This is a genomic window from Nocardia otitidiscaviarum (assembly GCF_007362295.1).
Lineage (GTDB): Bacteria > Actinomycetota > Actinomycetes > Mycobacteriales > Mycobacteriaceae > Nocardia > Nocardia otitidiscaviarum.
Window position 1 is genome coordinate 7,207,433 of record NZ_CP041695.1, and the last position, 16,807, is coordinate 7,224,239.

The window sequence follows — 16,807 nt, forward strand, 5'->3', positions numbered from 1 at the left end:
TACCGCCCGGCGCGTCGATCGATGCTCGGCATCCCCTGCGTCACAGCGTGAATCGGACGAGTTCGGTGCGCTTGGTGATGCCGAGCTTCGGGTAGGCGCGGTAGAGGTGGTGGCCGACGGTGCGGGGGCTGAGGAACAGTTGGGCGGCGATGTCGCGGTTGCTGAGTCCGGCCGCGGCGAGCCGGACCACCTGGAGCTCTTGGGGGGTGAGGCGAGCCGCGGGGTCGTGATCGTGCGGCCGGGCGACCGGGCGGTCGCCGAGGGCGGTCAGTTCGGCGCGGGCTCGGTCCGCCCAGTCGGTGGCCGCGAGTCGCTCGAAGATGCGCGACGCCTCGGACAGGTGGGTGTGGGCCTCGGTGCGGCGGCGCTGCCTGCGCAGCCATTCGCCGTAGAGGAGTGCGGTGCGTGCGTAGTCGTAGGTGTGTTCGGCCTCCGCGTGCAGTCGAAGGGCGGTGCCGTAACACTTTTCCGGGTCGTCAGTCGCCGCCAGGGCGAGGCAGCGTTGCACCAGCGCGTCGGCCCGCGGCCGGCGGGCGTGCTCGGCCCACTCGGCGAGCGCGGGCAGGTGCCGATCCGCCTGTGCCGTCCGGCCGCCGCGGATGGCCGCCTCCATGTGATCCGGAATGGCTCGAACCAGGAAGTCCCGGCGACCGGGCCCGGTGCAGACGGACTCCAAATATTCCGTGGCCGTGTCGAATCGGCCCTGACCGAGGTCGAGCAGACCGAGCGCCCAGGTGGCGAGGGCGGCATTGGTGGGATGCCGAGCCCGGTCACGGAGCATGGTCGCGGCGTGGGTGCGGCAGCTGTCCGCGTCGCCCGCCACCGCCGCCAGCCACGCCGGGATGGCGGACATGATGAGGGCCTGGGTGTGCTGACCCAGTTCGGCGGACGTCGACAGTGCCTCGGTGACAACGGTTTCCGCGTCGCGGAAGCGCCCCTGGAGCAGCAGCGCGATCGCCAGCGGCTCCTGGGCGTAGGGGAGCCAGCCGAGCGCACCCGAACGGCGGGTATCGGCGACCAGCGCCTCCAGTATCTCGGTGGCGGCGCGATCGTCGATGATGAGCGCCAGATATCCGGCCAGCACCCGCTCCACCATGCCGGGCATGCGTCCCTCGCGCGCTGCGGATATCAGCCGACGCATACCGGCCGTGCCCGCGCGGGCGCGGCCGTCGAACAACTCGCCAACGCCGATCATGCCGTCGACCACCGGCCGCAACGGATCGTCCGGTGCGAGCCGCACGTCGGCGAGCAGTCGCGCGGCACGGCTCACCAGGTCGTGCGCGCCGCCGTCCTTGGCGCATCCGATGGCGTCGGTGAGCATCGAGACCGCTTGCCGCGGCAGGGTGTCGACTATCGGTGCCGCGCCCGCCAGCATCAGGGCGGCGGCGGTGGTCGGCGAATCACGCTCGTAGGCGATCTGGGCTCGGACCCAGCTGAGGTCGGCGAGAACGGTTCCGCTGGTGGCGATCTCCGCTGCGGTGCGCGCGCAGTCGGCGGCCTGGTCGAGGGCTCCGGCGTCATAGGCCGCGCGGGCGGCGGCGGCGAGTCGTCGGCTGCGCTGTTCCGGATCGGGACTGAGCCGGGCACTGCGTTCGAGTGCGTGCGCGACCGCGGCCGCCCCGCCGCGTCGGGCGGCACGCCGGGCCACCTGCTCCAGGGTGGCGGCGGCGGTCTCATCGACGGTGATGGTGGCCGCGGCCAGATGCCAGGCGCGATGGTCGGCGTAGTCGGCCCCGGTCAGCGTGTCGGCGAGGGCCCGGTGCGCGTCGAGTTGCCAGTGGCGGGGCGCGCTCTGGTAGGCGGCGGTCCGAATCAGGGGATGACGGAACGAGATTCGCTGGGCGGACAGCTCGATGAGGGCGGCCTGCTCGGCCGGTTCCAGGTCGGCGGCGCTCAGTCCGAGCCGCTCCCCGGCACGCACCACGATCGGCGGATCGCCGGTGACATCGGCCGCGGCCAGCACCAGCAGCCGCCGCGTCGCCTCCGGAAGCACTCCGATCCTGGCGTGGAAAGCGGCCTGCACCTGCCTGTCCACGGGCAGCGGCTCGACGGGTAGCGACCACGTGCTGCCCGTCGCCGCGCGCGAGGTGATCGCCGCGGTGAATTCGATGATGGCGAGCGGGTTTCCGCGTGCGTCCGCAAGGATCCGGGCGCGCATCGGACCGGTCAGGTCGCCCGCCCGCTGATCGAGCAGTGCGGTCGCGCCGACGCGGTCCAGCGCGGCGAGCCCCATGGTCTCCAGCCCGGCGGCCGGGAAGTCCGGGACATCCGCACGCGCGGTGAACACCATGGCCACCGGCTCCTGCCGTAATCGCCTGGCGGCGAACAACAGCGCGTCGAGGGAGCCTCGGTCGAACCAGTGCGCGTCATCGACGAGGCATACCACGGGGCCGTCGGCGGCCAGCTCGGACAGCAGCGACAGGGCGGCGACATTGGTCAGGAATCGTTCGCCGATATCGTGGTCGGACAGGCCGAAGGCGGCGCGCAATGCCTGCGCCTGGGGCTCCGGCAAGGTGGCGAGTCGGTCCAGGTAGGTGTGGAACAGCAGGTGCAATCCGGCGAAGGGGACCTCGACCTCCGACTCGATGCCCACGCCGCGCAGCACGCGCAGCCCCGCCGCGGCGCGTTCGGCGTGGTCGAGCAGTGCGGTCTTGCCGATCCCGGCCTCACCGCGGATCACCAGGGCGCCGCCGTGCCCGTCGCGCGCGTTCGCGAGCAGGCGCTCGATGCGCGCCAACTCCTCCGCCCGCCCGAGTATCACCACTGCACGGTAACAACCGGCCGCGCTCGCGGGGGGCGAAGCCGGACCGGTGCGGTCCAGGTCCGGCGCGCCCTCGGTCTACCGTTGGCCGACGCGGGTCATGGTGGAGTCGTAGCCGCCGCCCCCGGGGTACACCCAGGCCCCGTCCATCACGTCACCGGCGGGGTCGAACGAGCCCCGGAAATACGCCGGTGACCCCTTCTGCCCGGCCCAGATGGTGAGCACGTCGCCGTCCATCTCGTACACGTAGTCCAGCGTCTCGCCCTTGTCGCCGTAATACCTGCTCTTGATGTCGGCGCTGGGTTCCTCGGCCCCGAAGGGCCGCTCCCGCCCGATCACCTCCATCCCGACGATCCGTTCCCCGTACTGCTCCAATTCCACATCCTGGATCAGGAACCGCCGCCCGGTCATCCAGCGGTAGGTGACGGTTCCCACCGCACCCCCGGTGACCCGCCACGTCCCCACCAGCCGATCCAATGCGGCCACTGCGGGATCCACTGCCTGATCGACATGCTCGCCCATCGTCATCTCCTCTGCGTGCTCACCGCGGATGCGGTCGCTGTCATCACGAGGAAGACGGTATGAGTGGGCCTATCGGTACCCGCATCGGTCGAATTACCGGTGGGCGTGGCGAGGTGTCGCCGCTAGCGCCGACGCACCGGGGGCGGTGACGGTGCTCGACTACCGAATCCGTTCGTAGATGGTGGCGTTGGCCAGACCTCCTGCCTCGCACATGGTTTGCAGGCCCCAGCGGGCGCCGCGGTCGTGCATGGCGTGGACGAGGGTGGTGGCGAGGCGGCCGCCGGAGGCGCCGAGGGGGTGGCCGATGGCTATGGCGCCGCCGTTGACGTTGACCTTGGCGAGGTCGGCGCCGGTGTCGTGGGCCCAGGCCAGGACCACGGAGGAAAAGGCCTCGTTCACCTCGAAGAGGTCGATGTCGGAGAGTTGGAGTCCGGCTCGGTGCAGGACCTTTCGGGTGGCGGGGATGACGGCGGTCAGCATGAGCAGGGGGTCGTCGCCCGCGACGGCGAAGCTGTGGACGCGGGCGAGGGGGCGCAGGCCGAGCTGGGCGGCTCGTTCGCTGGTCATGATGAGGACGGCGGAGCTGCCGTCGTTGATCGGGCTGGCGTTGGCGGCGGTGATATTCCAGGCGATCTCGGGGAAGCGGGCCGCCATGGCGTCGCTGTGGTAGGCGGGGCGCAGGCCCGCGAGGGTGTCGAGGGTGCTGCCCAGCCGGATGCCCTCGTCGGCGGTCAGTCCGGCCAGCGGGGCCAGTTGGGCGTCGAAGGAGCCGTCTTTCGTTGCGCGGGCGGCTTTTTCGTGGCTGGACAGAGCGAACTCGTCGAGCTGGGTGCGCCCGAGATTCCAGCGGGCGGCGATGAGTTCGGCGCTGATGCCCTGTGGGACCAGGCCCTCGGGGTAGCGTTCGGCGAAGCCGACACCGGTGACGTCCTCCGCGCCGATGAGATTGGCCCCCATGGGAACCCGGCTCATGGACTCCACGCCCGCGGCCACCACGATGTCGTACGCGCCCGCGATGACGCCCTGGGCGGCGAAGTGGATGGCCTGCTGGCTGCTGCCGCACTGACGGTCGACCGTGGTGGCGGGGACGGATTCGGGGTATCCGGCGGCGAGGGCGGCGCGGCGGGTCAGGTTGGAACCCTGCTCGCCCACCGCGGTGACTACGCCGCCGATCACGTCGTCGATGAGTTCGGGGTCGATGCCGCTGCGCGCCACCACTTCTCGCAGGCTGTGCGCGAGCAGATCGACGGGATGGACGCCGTGCAGGGCTCCGGTGGGCTTGCCCTTGCCCACGGGGGTGCGGACGGCTTCGACGATGACTGCGTCTCTCATGGCGATTCCTTCGCAAAGGCCGCTGCGTCGCGGCCGACCTTCCGGCGGCTGACTCAACCGCTCTAAAGTCAGAGTAGGAGCTGGCCATAGTTGAGGCAAGTCAGCAGGAGTATGATGAGCGTCATGTCGTTCGTCTTGGAAGGACCGCTCAGGGATCTGAGCGCATGGAAACCCGAGGGCTGCTCCATCGCCAAAGCCCTCGACATCGTCGGCACCCGCTCGGCGATCCTGATCCTGCGCGAGGCGTACTACGGCACCCGCCGCTTCGACGGATTCGCCGCGCGCGTGGGCATCACCGACGCCGCGGCCGCGAACGCGCTACGCAAACTCGCCGACGCGGGGCTGCTGGAGAAGCGCCCCTATCAGGAAGAGGGCAAACGCACCCGGCACGAATACGTCCTCACCCCGATGGGCTGGGACCTGATACCGGCGGTGGTAGCGCTCTGGCAGTGGGGCGACAAGTACCTCCAGGACGGCACCCCGCCGCTGGAACGCCTGGAGGACACGACGGGCGAGCCCGTGCGCGTCGAGCTGGTCAGCGCCTCCGGCGACGAGGTGCCCCCGGAGCGCGTGCGTGTGCGTGTCAACAAGAGCTGGCTGCGCCGCCACGGCCGCCTCCCACCCGCCTCCTGAGGGGCGGCGTGGGTAGCCGACGGGTACCGCTAGGCCGCGACGAGCAGCACGCATGCTCCGCCGGTAACGGTGGTCGGCACTGTGCGATATCGGAGTCGCGTTCGACATGGACGACGCGCCCGCGTCCGAACGATCGACCCGCCCGCCGTGCACCGGCGGGCGGGCAGGTTTGTGCTCAGTTCAGCCGTCGCCCGTCCTCGGGCGCGAAGAAGTAGGTGTGCTCGGCATCGGCCTGGAGCACCAACCGGGTGCCCTTGGCGGGTGGGTTGCGCCAATCCGCCCGCGCCACAATGGTTTCGCTGCCGCTCTTGTCCAGGGCGCGACCGTACACGTAGGCGTCGGAGCCGAGCTCCTCGACGACGTCGACCTCCATGGTGATCCCGTCCGCCGGCTTGCCGAGCCCGTTCGCCGATCCCGCGATCTCGAAATGCTCGGGCCGGATGCCGACCACGACACTGCCGTCGCTGGCGTCGGCGACCGTGCGCGGCAGCGGCAGCCGGTGTCCGCCGAGCTGCACCGCACCGCCCTCGACAGCCAGCGTGAACAGGTTCATGGCGGGGGAGCCCATGAAACCGGCCACGAACAGATTGGCCGGATCGCGGTACAGATCGCGCGGGGAGGCACACTGCTGGAGCAGCCCGTCCTTCAGCACCGCCACCCGGTCGCCCATGGTCATGGCCTCGACCTGGTCGTGGGTGACGTAGACGGTGGTGGTGCCGAGGCGGCGCTGCAACTGGGCGATCTGGGTGCGGGTCTGCACCCGCAGCTTGGCGTCGAGATTGGACAGCGGCTCGTCCATCAGGAACACGTGCGGCTGCCGCACGATGGCGCGCCCCATGGCGACGCGCTGCCGCTGACCGCCGGAGAGCGCCTTGGGTTTGCGGTTCAGGTACGGCTCGAGGTCGAGCAGCTTGGCCGCCTCCAGCACCCGCTGCTCGCGCTCCTCCTTGGACACCTTCGCCATCTTGAGCGCGAAGCCCATGTTCTCCGCCACGCTCATGTGCGGGTAGAGCGCGTAGTTCTGGAACACCATGGCGATATCGCGTTCCTTGGGCTCGGCGTGCGTGACGTCCTTCGCGCCGATCAGGATGCGCCCCGTACTCACCTCCTCCAGCCCGGCGAGCATGCGCAGCGAGGTGGACTTCCCGCAGCCGGACGGGCCGACCAGCACCAGGAATTCGCCGTCGGCGATCTCCAGGTCCAGGGCGTCGACAGCGGGTTTGACCGCACCCGGGTACACCCGGGAGGCGCGATCGAAGGTGACCGTAGCCATATGGAATTGCATCCCTTCACCGGCAGGAACGTGCCGGACGATCCGTTGTAGAGGGTGGTGAGCCGCGCGGGCTCCCGCACGATGCTAAGTGGTCCCTGATCCGGGCGCACCGGCCGTGTGCCGCGGGCGGAGTCAGGCGCCGGGGCGCGCTTCGTGCTCGATGCCCTCGTGCTCGGCTCCGCGGCGGAAACGCAGCAGGCGCAGGGCGTTGGCGACGACCAGCAGGGTCGAGCCCTCGTGGATGAAGACCGCGGGACCGATGGGCAGGCCGATCAGCGTGGCGGGAACCAGTCCGGCCACGATGATCAGGGCGATGGCCAGGTTCTGGCGGATGATCGCGGCGGCCCGGCGGCTCAACGCCACCGCGAAGGGGAGGCGACCGATATCGTCGGACATGAGCGCGACGTCGGCGGTTTCCAGAGCCACGGCGGATCCGCCCGCACCCATGGCGATTCCGACCGAGGAGTTCGCCATGGCGGGTGCGTCGTTCACGCCGTCGCCGACCATGGCGGTGCCACCGCGGGCGCGCAGCCTGCCGATCATGTCGACCTTGTCCTCGGGCAGCAGACCGCCGTGGGCGGCGTCGAGTCCGAGCCCGTCGGCGACCGCGTCTGCCACCCGCTGGTTGTCACCGGAGATCACCACCAGTTCCGTGACGCCGAGGTCGCGCAGCCTGGCCATGACCGCGGCGGCCTCCGCGCGCGGGGTATCCATCACGCCGACCACGCCCAGATAGACGCCCGCGCGCCGCACGATCATGGTGGTGCGCCCGGCCGCGTGCAGCCGCTCCACCGCCGCCGCGATCTCGGCGGGCACGCCGTCGCTGTCGAGTTCGGCGAACATGGTCAGGTTGCCGATCTCGGTCACCCGGCCGTCCACCAGTGCGGTCACCCCGCGTCCGGTCACCGAATTCACCCGGGTGGCAGCGAATTCCGCTCCCGCTGGGACCAATCCGGCGAGATCGCGGGTGATGGCCGAGGCCAGCGGGTGGTCGCTGTAGGACTCCACCGCGAACAGCGTGCCGATCAGTTCCGCTCGCAGAGCGGGGCGGGCGGGCTCGATATCGGTGACGCGAGGCTGTCCCCAGGTGAGCGTCCCGGTCTTGTCGAAGGCCACCGACCGCACCCGTCCCAGCGATTCCAGCGGTCCGCCGCCCTTGGCCAGCACCCCGGCTTGCGCGGCCCGCGCCACTCCGGCCAGGACCGCGCTCGGCGTGGCGATGGCCAGTGCGCAGGGGCTGGCGGCCACCAACACCACCATGGCGCGGTAGAAGCTGTCCGCGAACGGCTCGGTGAGAACGTAGGCGCCGTAGGCCATGACGGCCAGCACGCCCAGGAGTACGGCGGGCACGTAGTAGCGCTGGAACCGGTCGATGAACCGCTGGGTCGGCGACTGCTGCGTCTCGGCGTCGCGCACCATGGCGATCACCCGGGCCAGGGTGCTGTCGGCGGCGCGGTCGGTGACCATCACCTCGAGCACGCCGGAACCGTTCAGCGTGCCCGCGAACACCCGCTGGGCCTCGGGTACCGGGGTGCGGCCGGTCAGTGCGGCGAGATCGTCGGCCGCTCGCTTCTCCACCGGGATGCTCTCGCCGGTGACCGCCGATTCGTCGACGGCGCTCACGCCCGCGACCACGATGCCGTCCGCGCTCGGCCGTGAATTCGGCCGCACCACAATGACATCGCCGATCTCGAGGGTGTCCACGTCGACCTCGACGACGGTGTCGGGCCCGCGCCGCACCAGTGCGGTGCGCGGTGCGAGTTCGGCCAGCGCCGCGATGGACTTCTGCGCCCGGCCCATCGCGTATTCCTCGAGCGCGTGTCCCAGGCTGAACAGGAACAGCAGCACGGCACCCTCGGCCCATTTGCCGACCGCCGCCGCGCCCACCGCCGCGACCAGCATGAGGAAGTCCACCTCGAAGCGGCCGCGCCGCACGGTGGCGAGGGCGGTGCGCACGGTGAAGAAGCCGCCCAGCAGGTAGGTGGCCAGAAACAGCCCGGTCGCCATCCAGGGCGGGCCGTCGAGGAGGTAGCGCGCGACCATGCCGCCCGCGTAGGTGATGCCGGAGCCGATCGCGAAGGCCATCTCGATGCGCGGTCCCGAGAGGTGGCTGTGACCCGCCGAATTGTTCATGCCGCCACCGTAACATGAATGCATGCGTATGTCTGCATGTGTTATTCCAGGAGTGAACGCGGCCCCGTTCAACCGGCGGGCGCACCTCCGGATCGGTAGCCTCGATCCGCGAGACGGATAGTCCATGCCGCGACTAGGGAGTGCCACGTGAGCCGACCGGTTCGTATCGGAGTCCAACTGCAACCACAGCACGCGCCCGATTACGGGCTGATCCGCGACGCCGTCCGCCGCGCCGAGGATCTGGGCGTCGACGTGGTCTTCAACTGGGACCACTTCTATCCCCTCTACGGCGATCCGGAGGGCGCGCACTTCGAGTGCTGGACCATGCTCGGCGCGATCGCCGAACAGACCGAGCGGGTGGAACTCGGCGCGCTGGTCACCGGCGGCGGCTACCGCAACCCCGATCTGCTCGCCGATATGGCCCGCACCGTGGACCACATCAGCGGCGGCCGCCTCATCCTCGGCATCGGCGCGGGCTGGTTCGAGAAGGACTACGAACAGTACGGCTACGAATTCGGCACCGCCGGAAGCCGTTTGGCCCTGCTCAAGGAGTCGATGGCCCGCATCGCCGACCGGCTCGCCAAGTTGAATCCGCAGCCGGTGCGCGATATCCCCATCCTCATCGGCGGCGGCGGGGAGAAGAAGACGCTGCGCCTGGTCGCCGAGTACGCCGATATCTGGCACAGCTTCGCCGACCTCGAGGTGCTGAAGCGCAAGACCGGCATTCTGGCCGACCACTGCGCCGAGGTCGGCACCGACGCGGGCAGGATCGAGAAATCGGTGGAGTGGCCGGGCGTCGACTCCGCCCCCGACTTCGTCGCGGCGGGCGCGACCCTGTTCACCGTGGGCACCGGCGGCCCCGACTACGACCTGAGCACCGTCGAGCAGGCCATTCGCTGGCGCGATCAGTTCAATCCCGAGTCGGTGGCGGGTATCGCCTGACACCTTTGGGCGCGGGCTGACCGCAACTCTGGTGTGCCGAATCGCCCCGACTAGGGTGTTTCGTCATGGTTTGCTTGCGCACGGTCAGGTCCCGGCCCACAGGGCGGCGACCTCGCATGACGGCGGTCGCAGGGGTGTTGCTGGTCACACTCGCCGGAATGCTGGCGCTGGGCACCGGGCCCAGCGCCGCCGCACCCGAGAACGACCTGTGTTCGCCCCCGGGACCCGCCGCCGCCACCGCGCTGCCACCCAAACTGTCGACAGCCCAGCAGGGCGCGTCCTCGGACCGGTACACCACGCCGAACGTGCGACCGCTCGACGGCATCGACCTCACCCGGCTGGGGCTCATCACCCCGGGCAAGCTGAGCGTCGGCACCCTGTCGGACGCGCCGCCGAGCATCTGCGTCAACTCCCAGGGCGCGTTCACCGGCTTCGACAACGAGCTGCTGCGGGCCGTCGCCGCCAAGCTGGGTCTGCAGATCGAGTTCACCGGAACCGAATTCGCGGGACTGCTCGCGCAGGTGGCCAACGGCCGCTTCGACGTCGGCTCCTCGAACATCACCACCACCGACGCGCGCCGCCAGCTGGTGGGCTTCACCAACGGCTACGACTTCGGCTACTTCTCGCTGGTGGTGCCGAGCAACAGCGCCATCGGCTCGTTCACCGACCTGAACAGCGGCACCCGCGTCGGCGTGGTGCAGGGCACGGTGCAGGACGAGTACGTCGTCAACGAACTGCACCTGGACCCGGTGAAGTTCCCGGACTACAACACCGCGTACGCGAATCTGAAGTCCGGCCAGATCGACGCCTGGGTGGCCCCGTCCGCGCAGGCGGTGGGTGCGATCAAGCCGGGCGACGCCACCACCATCGCGCAGAACACCTTCAGCCTCAACAACTTCGCGGCCTGGGCGGTGCGCAAGGACAACCAGCCGCTGATCGACGCCCTCAATGCCGGGTTGGACGCGGTGATCGCGGACGGCACCTACGCGCGGCTCTACGAGGACTGGGTGCCGCGCGAACTGCCACCGGGCTGGAAGCCGGGCTCCAAGGCCGCGCCGCTGCCGGACCTACCCGACTTCGCCGCCATCGCCGCGCGGAACGCGGACAACCGGGCCGATAACGGTGGGGTAGAGCCGAAGTCGACGCTGCGGCAGCTGAAGGACACCTTCTTCGACTGGGAGCTGTACAAGCAGGCGTTTCCCGACCTGATCAAGACAGGTCTGCCGAATACCCTGATCCTGGCGGTGGTTTCGGGCGTGCTGGGCACCGCCATCGGCATGCTGCTCGCGGTGGCGGGCATCTCGCGCACCCGCTGGCTGCGCTGGCCCGCTCGCGTCTACACCGACATCTTCCGCGGGCTGCCCGCGGTGGTGATCATCCTGCTCATCGGCCTCGGTGCGGGTCCGGTGGTCAAGGAGATCACCGGCAACAATCCGTACTGGCTGGGCGCGGTCGCGCTGGCGCTGCTGTCGTCGGCCTACATCGGCGAGATCTTCCGCTCCGGCATCCAGTCGGTGGAGCCGGGGCAGCTGGAAGCGGCCCGCGCCATCGGCTTCGGCTACCGGCAGGCCATGACCCTGGTGGTGATCCCGCAGGGCGTGCGCCGGGTGCTGCCCGCGCTCATGAACCAGTTCATCGCGCTCATCAAGGACTCCTCGCTGATCTACTTCCTGGGGCTGCTGGCCTCGCAGCGGGAGCTGTTCGCGGTGGGCCGGGATCTCAACGCGCAGACCGGAAATCTGTCGCCGCTGGTGGCCGCGGGCCTGGTGTACCTGCTGCTGACGGTGCCGCTCACGCACCTGGTGAACTACATCGACAGCCGGTTGCGCACCGGGCGCAAGGAAGAGCCGATCGACCCGGTCGAGCAGGCCGTGATCACGGAAGGGCGAGGAGCATGAGCGGTCAGGCGCGGAGGCGGCAGCGGAGCGTAACCACGGAGCGCCCCGCTCATGCTCGAAAGGGACACAGCAGCATGAGCGGTCAGGCGCGGAGGCGGCAGCGGAGCGTAACCACGGAGCGCCCCGCTCATGCTCGAAAGGACGCAGCGGCATGAGTGCCTCTCTTATTGGTACGGGGCTGCATCTGACGCTGGGGCGCACGCATATTCTGCGCGGGGTGGACATCCACGTGGACGCGGGTAAGGCCACCACGGTGATCGGTCCCTCGGGGTCGGGCAAGTCCACGCTGCTGCGCGTGCTCAACCGCCTGCACGAGCCGGACAAGGGTGACATCCTGCTGGACGGCAAGTCGGTGCTCACCGAGAATCCGGACAAGTTGCGCCAGCAGATCGGCATGGTGTTCCAGCACTTCAACCTGTTCCCGCACAAGACGGTCGCGGAGAATATCGAGCTGGGTCCACGCAAGCTGCACGGGCTGTCCAAGGAGCAGGCGCGCACGCTGGCACTGGAACAGCTGGAGAAGGTCGGCCTGTCCGGCAAGGCGGATGTGCGCCCGGCCAATCTGTCCGGCGGTCAGCAGCAGCGCGTGGCCATCGCCCGCGCGCTGGCCATGAAACCGCAGCTCATGTTTTTCGACGAGGCCACCTCGGCGCTGGACCCGGAGCTGGTGAAGGGCGTGCTCGCGCTCATGGCCGACCTGGCGCGAGACGGTATGTCCATGGTCGTGGTCACGCACGAAATGGGCTTCGCCCGTTCGGTTTCCGATCGCGTGGTCTTCATGGACCACGGGCAGGTGGTGGAAACCGGTACGCCGGATCAGCTTTTCGACAGCGCGGAGACGCCGCGGCTGCGGCAGTTCCTCTCCCAGGTGCTCTAGTGGTCCGGGAGGGTGCGCCGCATCCTCCCGGCAAACTTAGGGCTACCTAATTGGTCGGCTGTTCATCTGCGCGTCTCCTCCGGCTCTTCTGGCCTGGTTACGGTGCGCCCGACAAGACGACCCCGGGAGCATGCAGTGTTGAAACCCCTCGCCCTCTTCGTGAAGCATGACGGCGCGTCCGCGCGCGCCGCCGTCACTTGCCGCTACAAGTGCGGCAATGCCTGCGCCCACGAGGTTCCCAACAAATCGGCCGGAGAGTACTTCGGCGATATCGTGGCCGCCATGTCGCGCCGCCGCATGCTGCAGGGCAGCGCGGCCGTGGTGCTGGCGACCGGCACGGCCGGTTTGCTGGCCGCCTGCGGTGACGGCGACGATGTGCGGACAGCCGCCGAGACCAGCCCCGGCACCGGCACCGACTTCACCCCGGTCGCGCCGAACAAGGCCGATGCGGTGACCGTGCCCGAGGGCTACGAGCAGAGCGTGGTGATCCGCTGGGGCGATCCGGTGCTGCCGGACGCGCCGCAGTTCGACTTCGCCAACCAGACCGCCTCGGCCCAGGCCAAGCAGTTCGGCTACAACAACGACTTCTCGGCGCTGCTGCCCATCGAGGGCCAGGAGAACGGCTACCTGCTGGTGGCCAATCACGAGTACACCACCGGCCCGTTCATGTTCGCGGGCTACGACGACAAGAATCCGACCCGCGAGCAGGTCGAGATCGAATGGGCCGCACACGGTCTCACCGTGGTCGAGGTCAAGGGCGAGGCCGGTTCCGGCAAACTCACCCCGGTGCTGGGCAAGTACAACCGCCGCATCACGGCCACCTCCGAATTCCAGCTCACCGGCCCGGCCGCGGGCAGCGATCTGGTGAAGACCTCCGCCGACGCCTTCGGGTTGAAGGTCGCGGGCACCCTCAACAACTGCTCCGGCGGTGTAACCCCGTGGGGCACCATTCTTTCCGGCGAGGAGAACTTCAACCAGTACTTCGCCGGCGAGTTCGCCGACCCGGCCGCCAAGGAGCGCGGCAAGCGCTACGGCATCGGCGGTGACAACAACGAGCCGCGCGGCTGGGAGCGCTTCGACAAGCGCTTCGATCTGGCCGCGGAGCCCAACGAGCCCAACCGGTTCGGCTGGGTGGTCGAGGTCGATCCGTGGGATCCCGCCTCCACCCCGGTCAAGCACACCGCGATGGGCCGGTTCAAGCACGAGTCCGCGAACGTCTACGTCACCCCGGACGGCGCGGTGGTCGCCTACTCCGGCGACGACGAGCGCTTCGACTACATGTACAAGTTCGTCTCCGCCAAGAAGATTCAGCAGGGCAATACCGCGGCGGCCCGCAAGCACAATATGACCATTCTCGACGAGGGCACGCTGTACGTCGCGAAGTTGAGCGGGGACCACCCGGATCAGATCGACGGCAGCGGAAAGGTGCCCTCGGACAACGGCTTCACCGGTTCCGGCCAGTGGATTCCGCTGCTGGAGACCGGCGCGGACGGCAAGGGCAGGTCGCTGGTCGAGGGCATGAGCGCCGAGGAGGTGGCGGTGTTCACCCGCCTCGCCGGTGACAAGGTCGGCGCCACCAAGATGGACCGCCCCGAGGACTTCGAGCCGAATCCCACGACCGGCAAGGTGTACGTGGCGCTGACCAACAACAGCAAGCGCGGCACCGACGGCAAACCCGGTGTCGACGAGGCCAATCCGCGCAACCAGAACAAGAACGGCCAGGTCCTCGAGATCGTCGACGACCACACCGGCACCGCGTTCACCTGGTCGCTGCTGCTGGTCTGCGGCGATCCCCAGGCCGCCGACACCTACTTCGCGGGCTTCGACAAGTCCAAGGTCAGCCCCATTTCCTGCCCCGACAACCTGGCTTTCGACCCGCACGGCAACCTGTGGATCTCCACCGACGGCAATGCGCTGAAGTCCAACGACGGACTTTTCGCCGTCACGCTCGAGGGGGAGCGTCGGGGCGAGACCAAGCAGTTCCTCACGGTGCCGGTGGGCGCGGAGACCTGCGGTCCGATCGTCACCGACCGTCGCGTGCTGGTGAGCGTGCAGCATCCGGGCGAGGTGGACGACGCCTCCGTCGAGAAGCCCGCCTCGCACTGGCCCGACGGCGGCAGCGCCCAGCCCCGCCCGGCCGTCGTGACGGTGTGGAAGCAGGACGGCGGCAGTATCGGCGTCTGACGTCCTCGTGTCCGATCGGCGGCGCGGGCGTGCTATCCGCCCGCGCTGCCGCTGCCCGGCATGCGCGCGAATGCGCCGAGATCGCCTTGGGCTCCGCTGTATACGTTGATATCGGTGGGTCCCGGAATGCCCGAGATACTGCCCGAGTCGGTGTACTGCCAGAAGGTCCAGGTGGGCCAGCCGCCGGGCACCTCCGGTTCGGCATTGCCGCGATAGTCCGCGATCCACAGCGGATAGCGGGTGAACTCGGTGGAATTCGCCATGGCCGTTTTCCAGAAGTGCACGCCGGTGTAGATGATCGGCGGCCGACCGGTCAGCGCCTCGACGGTGTTCAGGTAGCGGCGGGTCCAGTCGATGAGGGCGGCGGGCGGGAGTCCGCCGGAATCCTCCAGGTCCAGCACGGCGGGCAGATCCATCGGGCCGTTCTGCCCGAGCACCACCGTCGAGTAGAAGACCGCCTGCGGTTCGGGAGGCAGCGCGGGGCGCGCGAAATGGTATGTGCCCCGGGCTACTCCGGCCGCCCGCATGATCAGACTGTCCGGCACGAAGAACGGGTTCACATAGCTCAGACCCTCGGTGGCCTTCACCATGGCGAAGGGGTGTCCGGCGGCGCGGACCGCGAACCAGTTGATCCCACTGCCGCCCGGATGCTGCCAGGAGGAGACGTCGGGGCCGTGCGGTGCGGCGGCCGCCGTGCCGGACAGCGGTAGCAGGGCGGCCAGCGCGAGGGCGGCGGCGAGGTGGGTGCGGGCCACGAGCGGGTGGTTCCGGTCCATGCCGCTCGACAGTAGAGCGCCGGTGACGCGTCTCACGCGAATCACCGCTGTGGTGTTCGCTACGAATTCGCTACAAACGCCGCAGCGTCAGCCCAGCCAGTCCAGCACCGAGGCCGCCGTCCAGGACTGCTGCATACTGCCCAGCGCCTCGCCCGTGAACGGTTCGTAGTACTCGGAGAAGGTGCCGTCGCCGGCCTGGCGCAGCCCCTCCGCGCGCAGCATGAACGACCGCTCGGCCCAGCCGCGGCGCGCGAACACCCAGGAGAACAGCCAGCTCATCACCGGCCACACCGGGCCGCGCCAGTACTCGCGCGGCCGGAAGTCCTTGGACACCGGTGAGGTGGAGGGCGGCAGCGCGTAGCGCAGATCCGGATGGCCGCAGTAGCGCGGACCCTCGAACAGCCGCAGCAGCCGCCGCTCGGCATCACGGGAGAGGCCGCCGCACAGCAGCGGTGCGAAGACGGCCAGGGTCTCGGTCTCGATCCAGCGGTCGGCCCGCAGATCGAAATCCTTGGCCACGCCGCTGCGCGCGTCGGTGGTGGCGATGACGCCCGCGCGGAAGTAGTCGGCCCATTCGTAGAGCTCCCGCACATCGGCATTGGGCAGCCGGTAGTCGTCGCCGATGGTGGCCAGCACCTCGCAGGCCAGCGAGAAGATGGCGGTGACGAACACGTCCTCCACCGCGAAGCTCATGGTGGACGCCAGCTGGTAGTCGTCGTAGCCCGCTCGGCGCATCTGCTCGACCAGCCACATGTAGCGGTCGTATTCGCGGTCGGAGGGCCGCTGGCTGGGATCGTCCACCACGTGCAGGTCTTCGCGCTGGTAGGGCGGCAGATCGCCCGGCACCACGTTCTCGTAGGCGCGGTCCCAGCGGGGCGAGTTGTCCATCCCGGATTCCCAGCCGTGGTAGATGGTGATGCGGCCGTGCTGTTTGGGATCGCGCGCGTAGGCCAGCCAGCGGTGCCAGCGCATGAGGTCGGGCCAGCGCCGGTGCAGGAAGTCCTCGGCGACCGCGCGGGTGCTGCGGCCGTGGCGGCGCGAATGGTCGAGAATCCGCTGCACCGCGATGGCGTGCACGGGCGGCTGGGTGATGCCCGAGGTATCCGGTCCGTCGGGGGCGTCGGCGGCCAGTCGCCGGCACTCCCAGCGGGCGGGGCCGGGGAAGTACCCGTCCACGCCGTTGGCGAACACGATGTGCGGGATCATCCCGTTGCGCCATTGCGCCGACAGCAGGGTGTCCAGCTCGACCACGGCCCGCTCCACGCTGAGCGGGGCCAGGCCGACCGCCACGAAGGCGGCGTCCCAGCTCCACATGTGTGGATACAGCTTCGGCGCGGCGGTGGTCATGGTGCCCAGATCGTTGCCGCGCAGCAGATAGGCGGCGCGGGCCGCGAGCTGAGTGGGCGTGAACCCGGGGTGTGTCATCGCCCTATTCTGCGACGGCACCGGCAGGTATGCGCGGTGGACGCGGGGTTC

General features: G+C 69.5%; 12 protein-coding genes. 5 read left to right on the plus strand and 7 right to left on the minus strand.

The features are described 5' to 3' along the window. Positions 1 to 40: 40 nt before the first annotated feature. The 3 genes from FOH10_RS32470 to FOH10_RS32480 all read right to left on the minus strand — a co-directional run bounded on the left by FOH10_RS32470 (position 41) and on the right by FOH10_RS32480 (position 4,615). Positions 41 to 2,761, minus strand: a complete 2,721-nt coding sequence (locus tag FOH10_RS32470) for an ATP-binding protein (protein WP_143983495.1) — start codon at positions 2,759 to 2,761, stop codon at positions 41 to 43. Between the two features lie 78 nt (positions 2,762 to 2,839). Next, on the minus strand, positions 2,840 to 3,283 hold the full coding sequence (locus FOH10_RS32475) for a hypothetical protein (RefSeq protein WP_186000648.1): 444 nt from the start codon (positions 3,281 to 3,283) through the stop codon (positions 2,840 to 2,842). Positions 3,284 to 3,442: 159 nt separating this feature from the next. After that, positions 3,443 to 4,615, minus strand: coding sequence for a thiolase family protein (locus FOH10_RS32480; RefSeq protein ID WP_143983497.1), 1,173 nt, complete (start codon positions 4,613 to 4,615; stop codon positions 3,443 to 3,445). A gap of 123 nt (positions 4,616 to 4,738) precedes the next feature. Between FOH10_RS32480 and FOH10_RS32485 the strand changes: the two genes are divergently transcribed. Continuing rightward, positions 4,739 to 5,248, plus strand: a complete 510-nt coding sequence (locus tag FOH10_RS32485) for a winged helix-turn-helix transcriptional regulator (RefSeq protein WP_425326118.1) — start codon at positions 4,739 to 4,741, stop codon at positions 5,246 to 5,248. Positions 5,249 to 5,423: 175 nt separating this feature from the next. Here FOH10_RS32485 and FOH10_RS32490 read toward each other — a convergent pair whose 3' ends face one another. Together FOH10_RS32490 and FOH10_RS32495 are read right to left on the minus strand one after the other, a co-directional pair. Next, on the minus strand, positions 5,424 to 6,521 hold the full coding sequence (locus FOH10_RS32490; RefSeq protein WP_143983498.1) for an ABC transporter ATP-binding protein: 1,098 nt from the start codon (positions 6,519 to 6,521) through the stop codon (positions 5,424 to 5,426). Positions 6,522 to 6,653: 132 nt separating this feature from the next. Then, entirely contained in the window at positions 6,654 to 8,654 is a 2,001-nt protein-coding gene (locus tag FOH10_RS32495; RefSeq protein WP_244961469.1) for a heavy metal translocating P-type ATPase, read from the minus strand. 147 nt (positions 8,655 to 8,801) lie between these two features. On the opposite strand from FOH10_RS32495, the gene FOH10_RS32500 reads away from it, so the two are divergent. From FOH10_RS32500 to FOH10_RS32515, 4 genes are all read left to right on the plus strand, one after another. Continuing rightward, positions 8,802 to 9,596: an LLM class F420-dependent oxidoreductase gene (locus tag FOH10_RS32500; protein WP_029930319.1), complete on the plus strand. Its 795-nt coding sequence runs from the start codon at positions 8,802 to 8,804 to the stop codon at positions 9,594 to 9,596. Between the two features lie 65 nt (positions 9,597 to 9,661). Next, complete coding sequence (locus FOH10_RS32505) at positions 9,662 to 11,494, plus strand: ABC transporter substrate-binding protein/permease (RefSeq protein ID WP_143983500.1); 1,833 nt, start codon at positions 9,662 to 9,664, stop codon at positions 11,492 to 11,494. Between the two features lie 151 nt (positions 11,495 to 11,645). Beyond that, the gene (locus FOH10_RS32510; protein ID WP_143983501.1) at positions 11,646 to 12,371 is read left to right on the plus strand and encodes an amino acid ABC transporter ATP-binding protein; all 726 of its coding nucleotides are present in this window, start codon (positions 11,646 to 11,648) and stop codon (positions 12,369 to 12,371) included. Positions 12,372 to 12,509: 138 nt separating this feature from the next. Continuing rightward, positions 12,510 to 14,555 carry a PhoX family protein gene (locus FOH10_RS32515; RefSeq protein ID WP_143984457.1) on the plus strand — a complete coding sequence of 682 codons (2,046 nt, stop codon included), beginning with the start codon at positions 12,510 to 12,512 and terminating at the stop codon, positions 14,553 to 14,555. A gap of 32 nt (positions 14,556 to 14,587) precedes the next feature. Here FOH10_RS32515 and FOH10_RS32520 read toward each other — a convergent pair whose 3' ends face one another. Beyond that, positions 14,588 to 15,331, minus strand: coding sequence for a glycoside hydrolase family 25 protein (locus FOH10_RS32520; protein ID WP_143983502.1), 744 nt, complete (start codon positions 15,329 to 15,331; stop codon positions 14,588 to 14,590). A gap of 87 nt (positions 15,332 to 15,418) precedes the next feature. After that, positions 15,419 to 16,756, minus strand: coding sequence for a glucosylglycerate hydrolase (ggh, locus tag FOH10_RS32525; protein ID WP_029930314.1), 1,338 nt, complete (start codon positions 16,754 to 16,756; stop codon positions 15,419 to 15,421). Between the last annotated feature and the right edge of the window lie 51 nt (positions 16,757 to 16,807).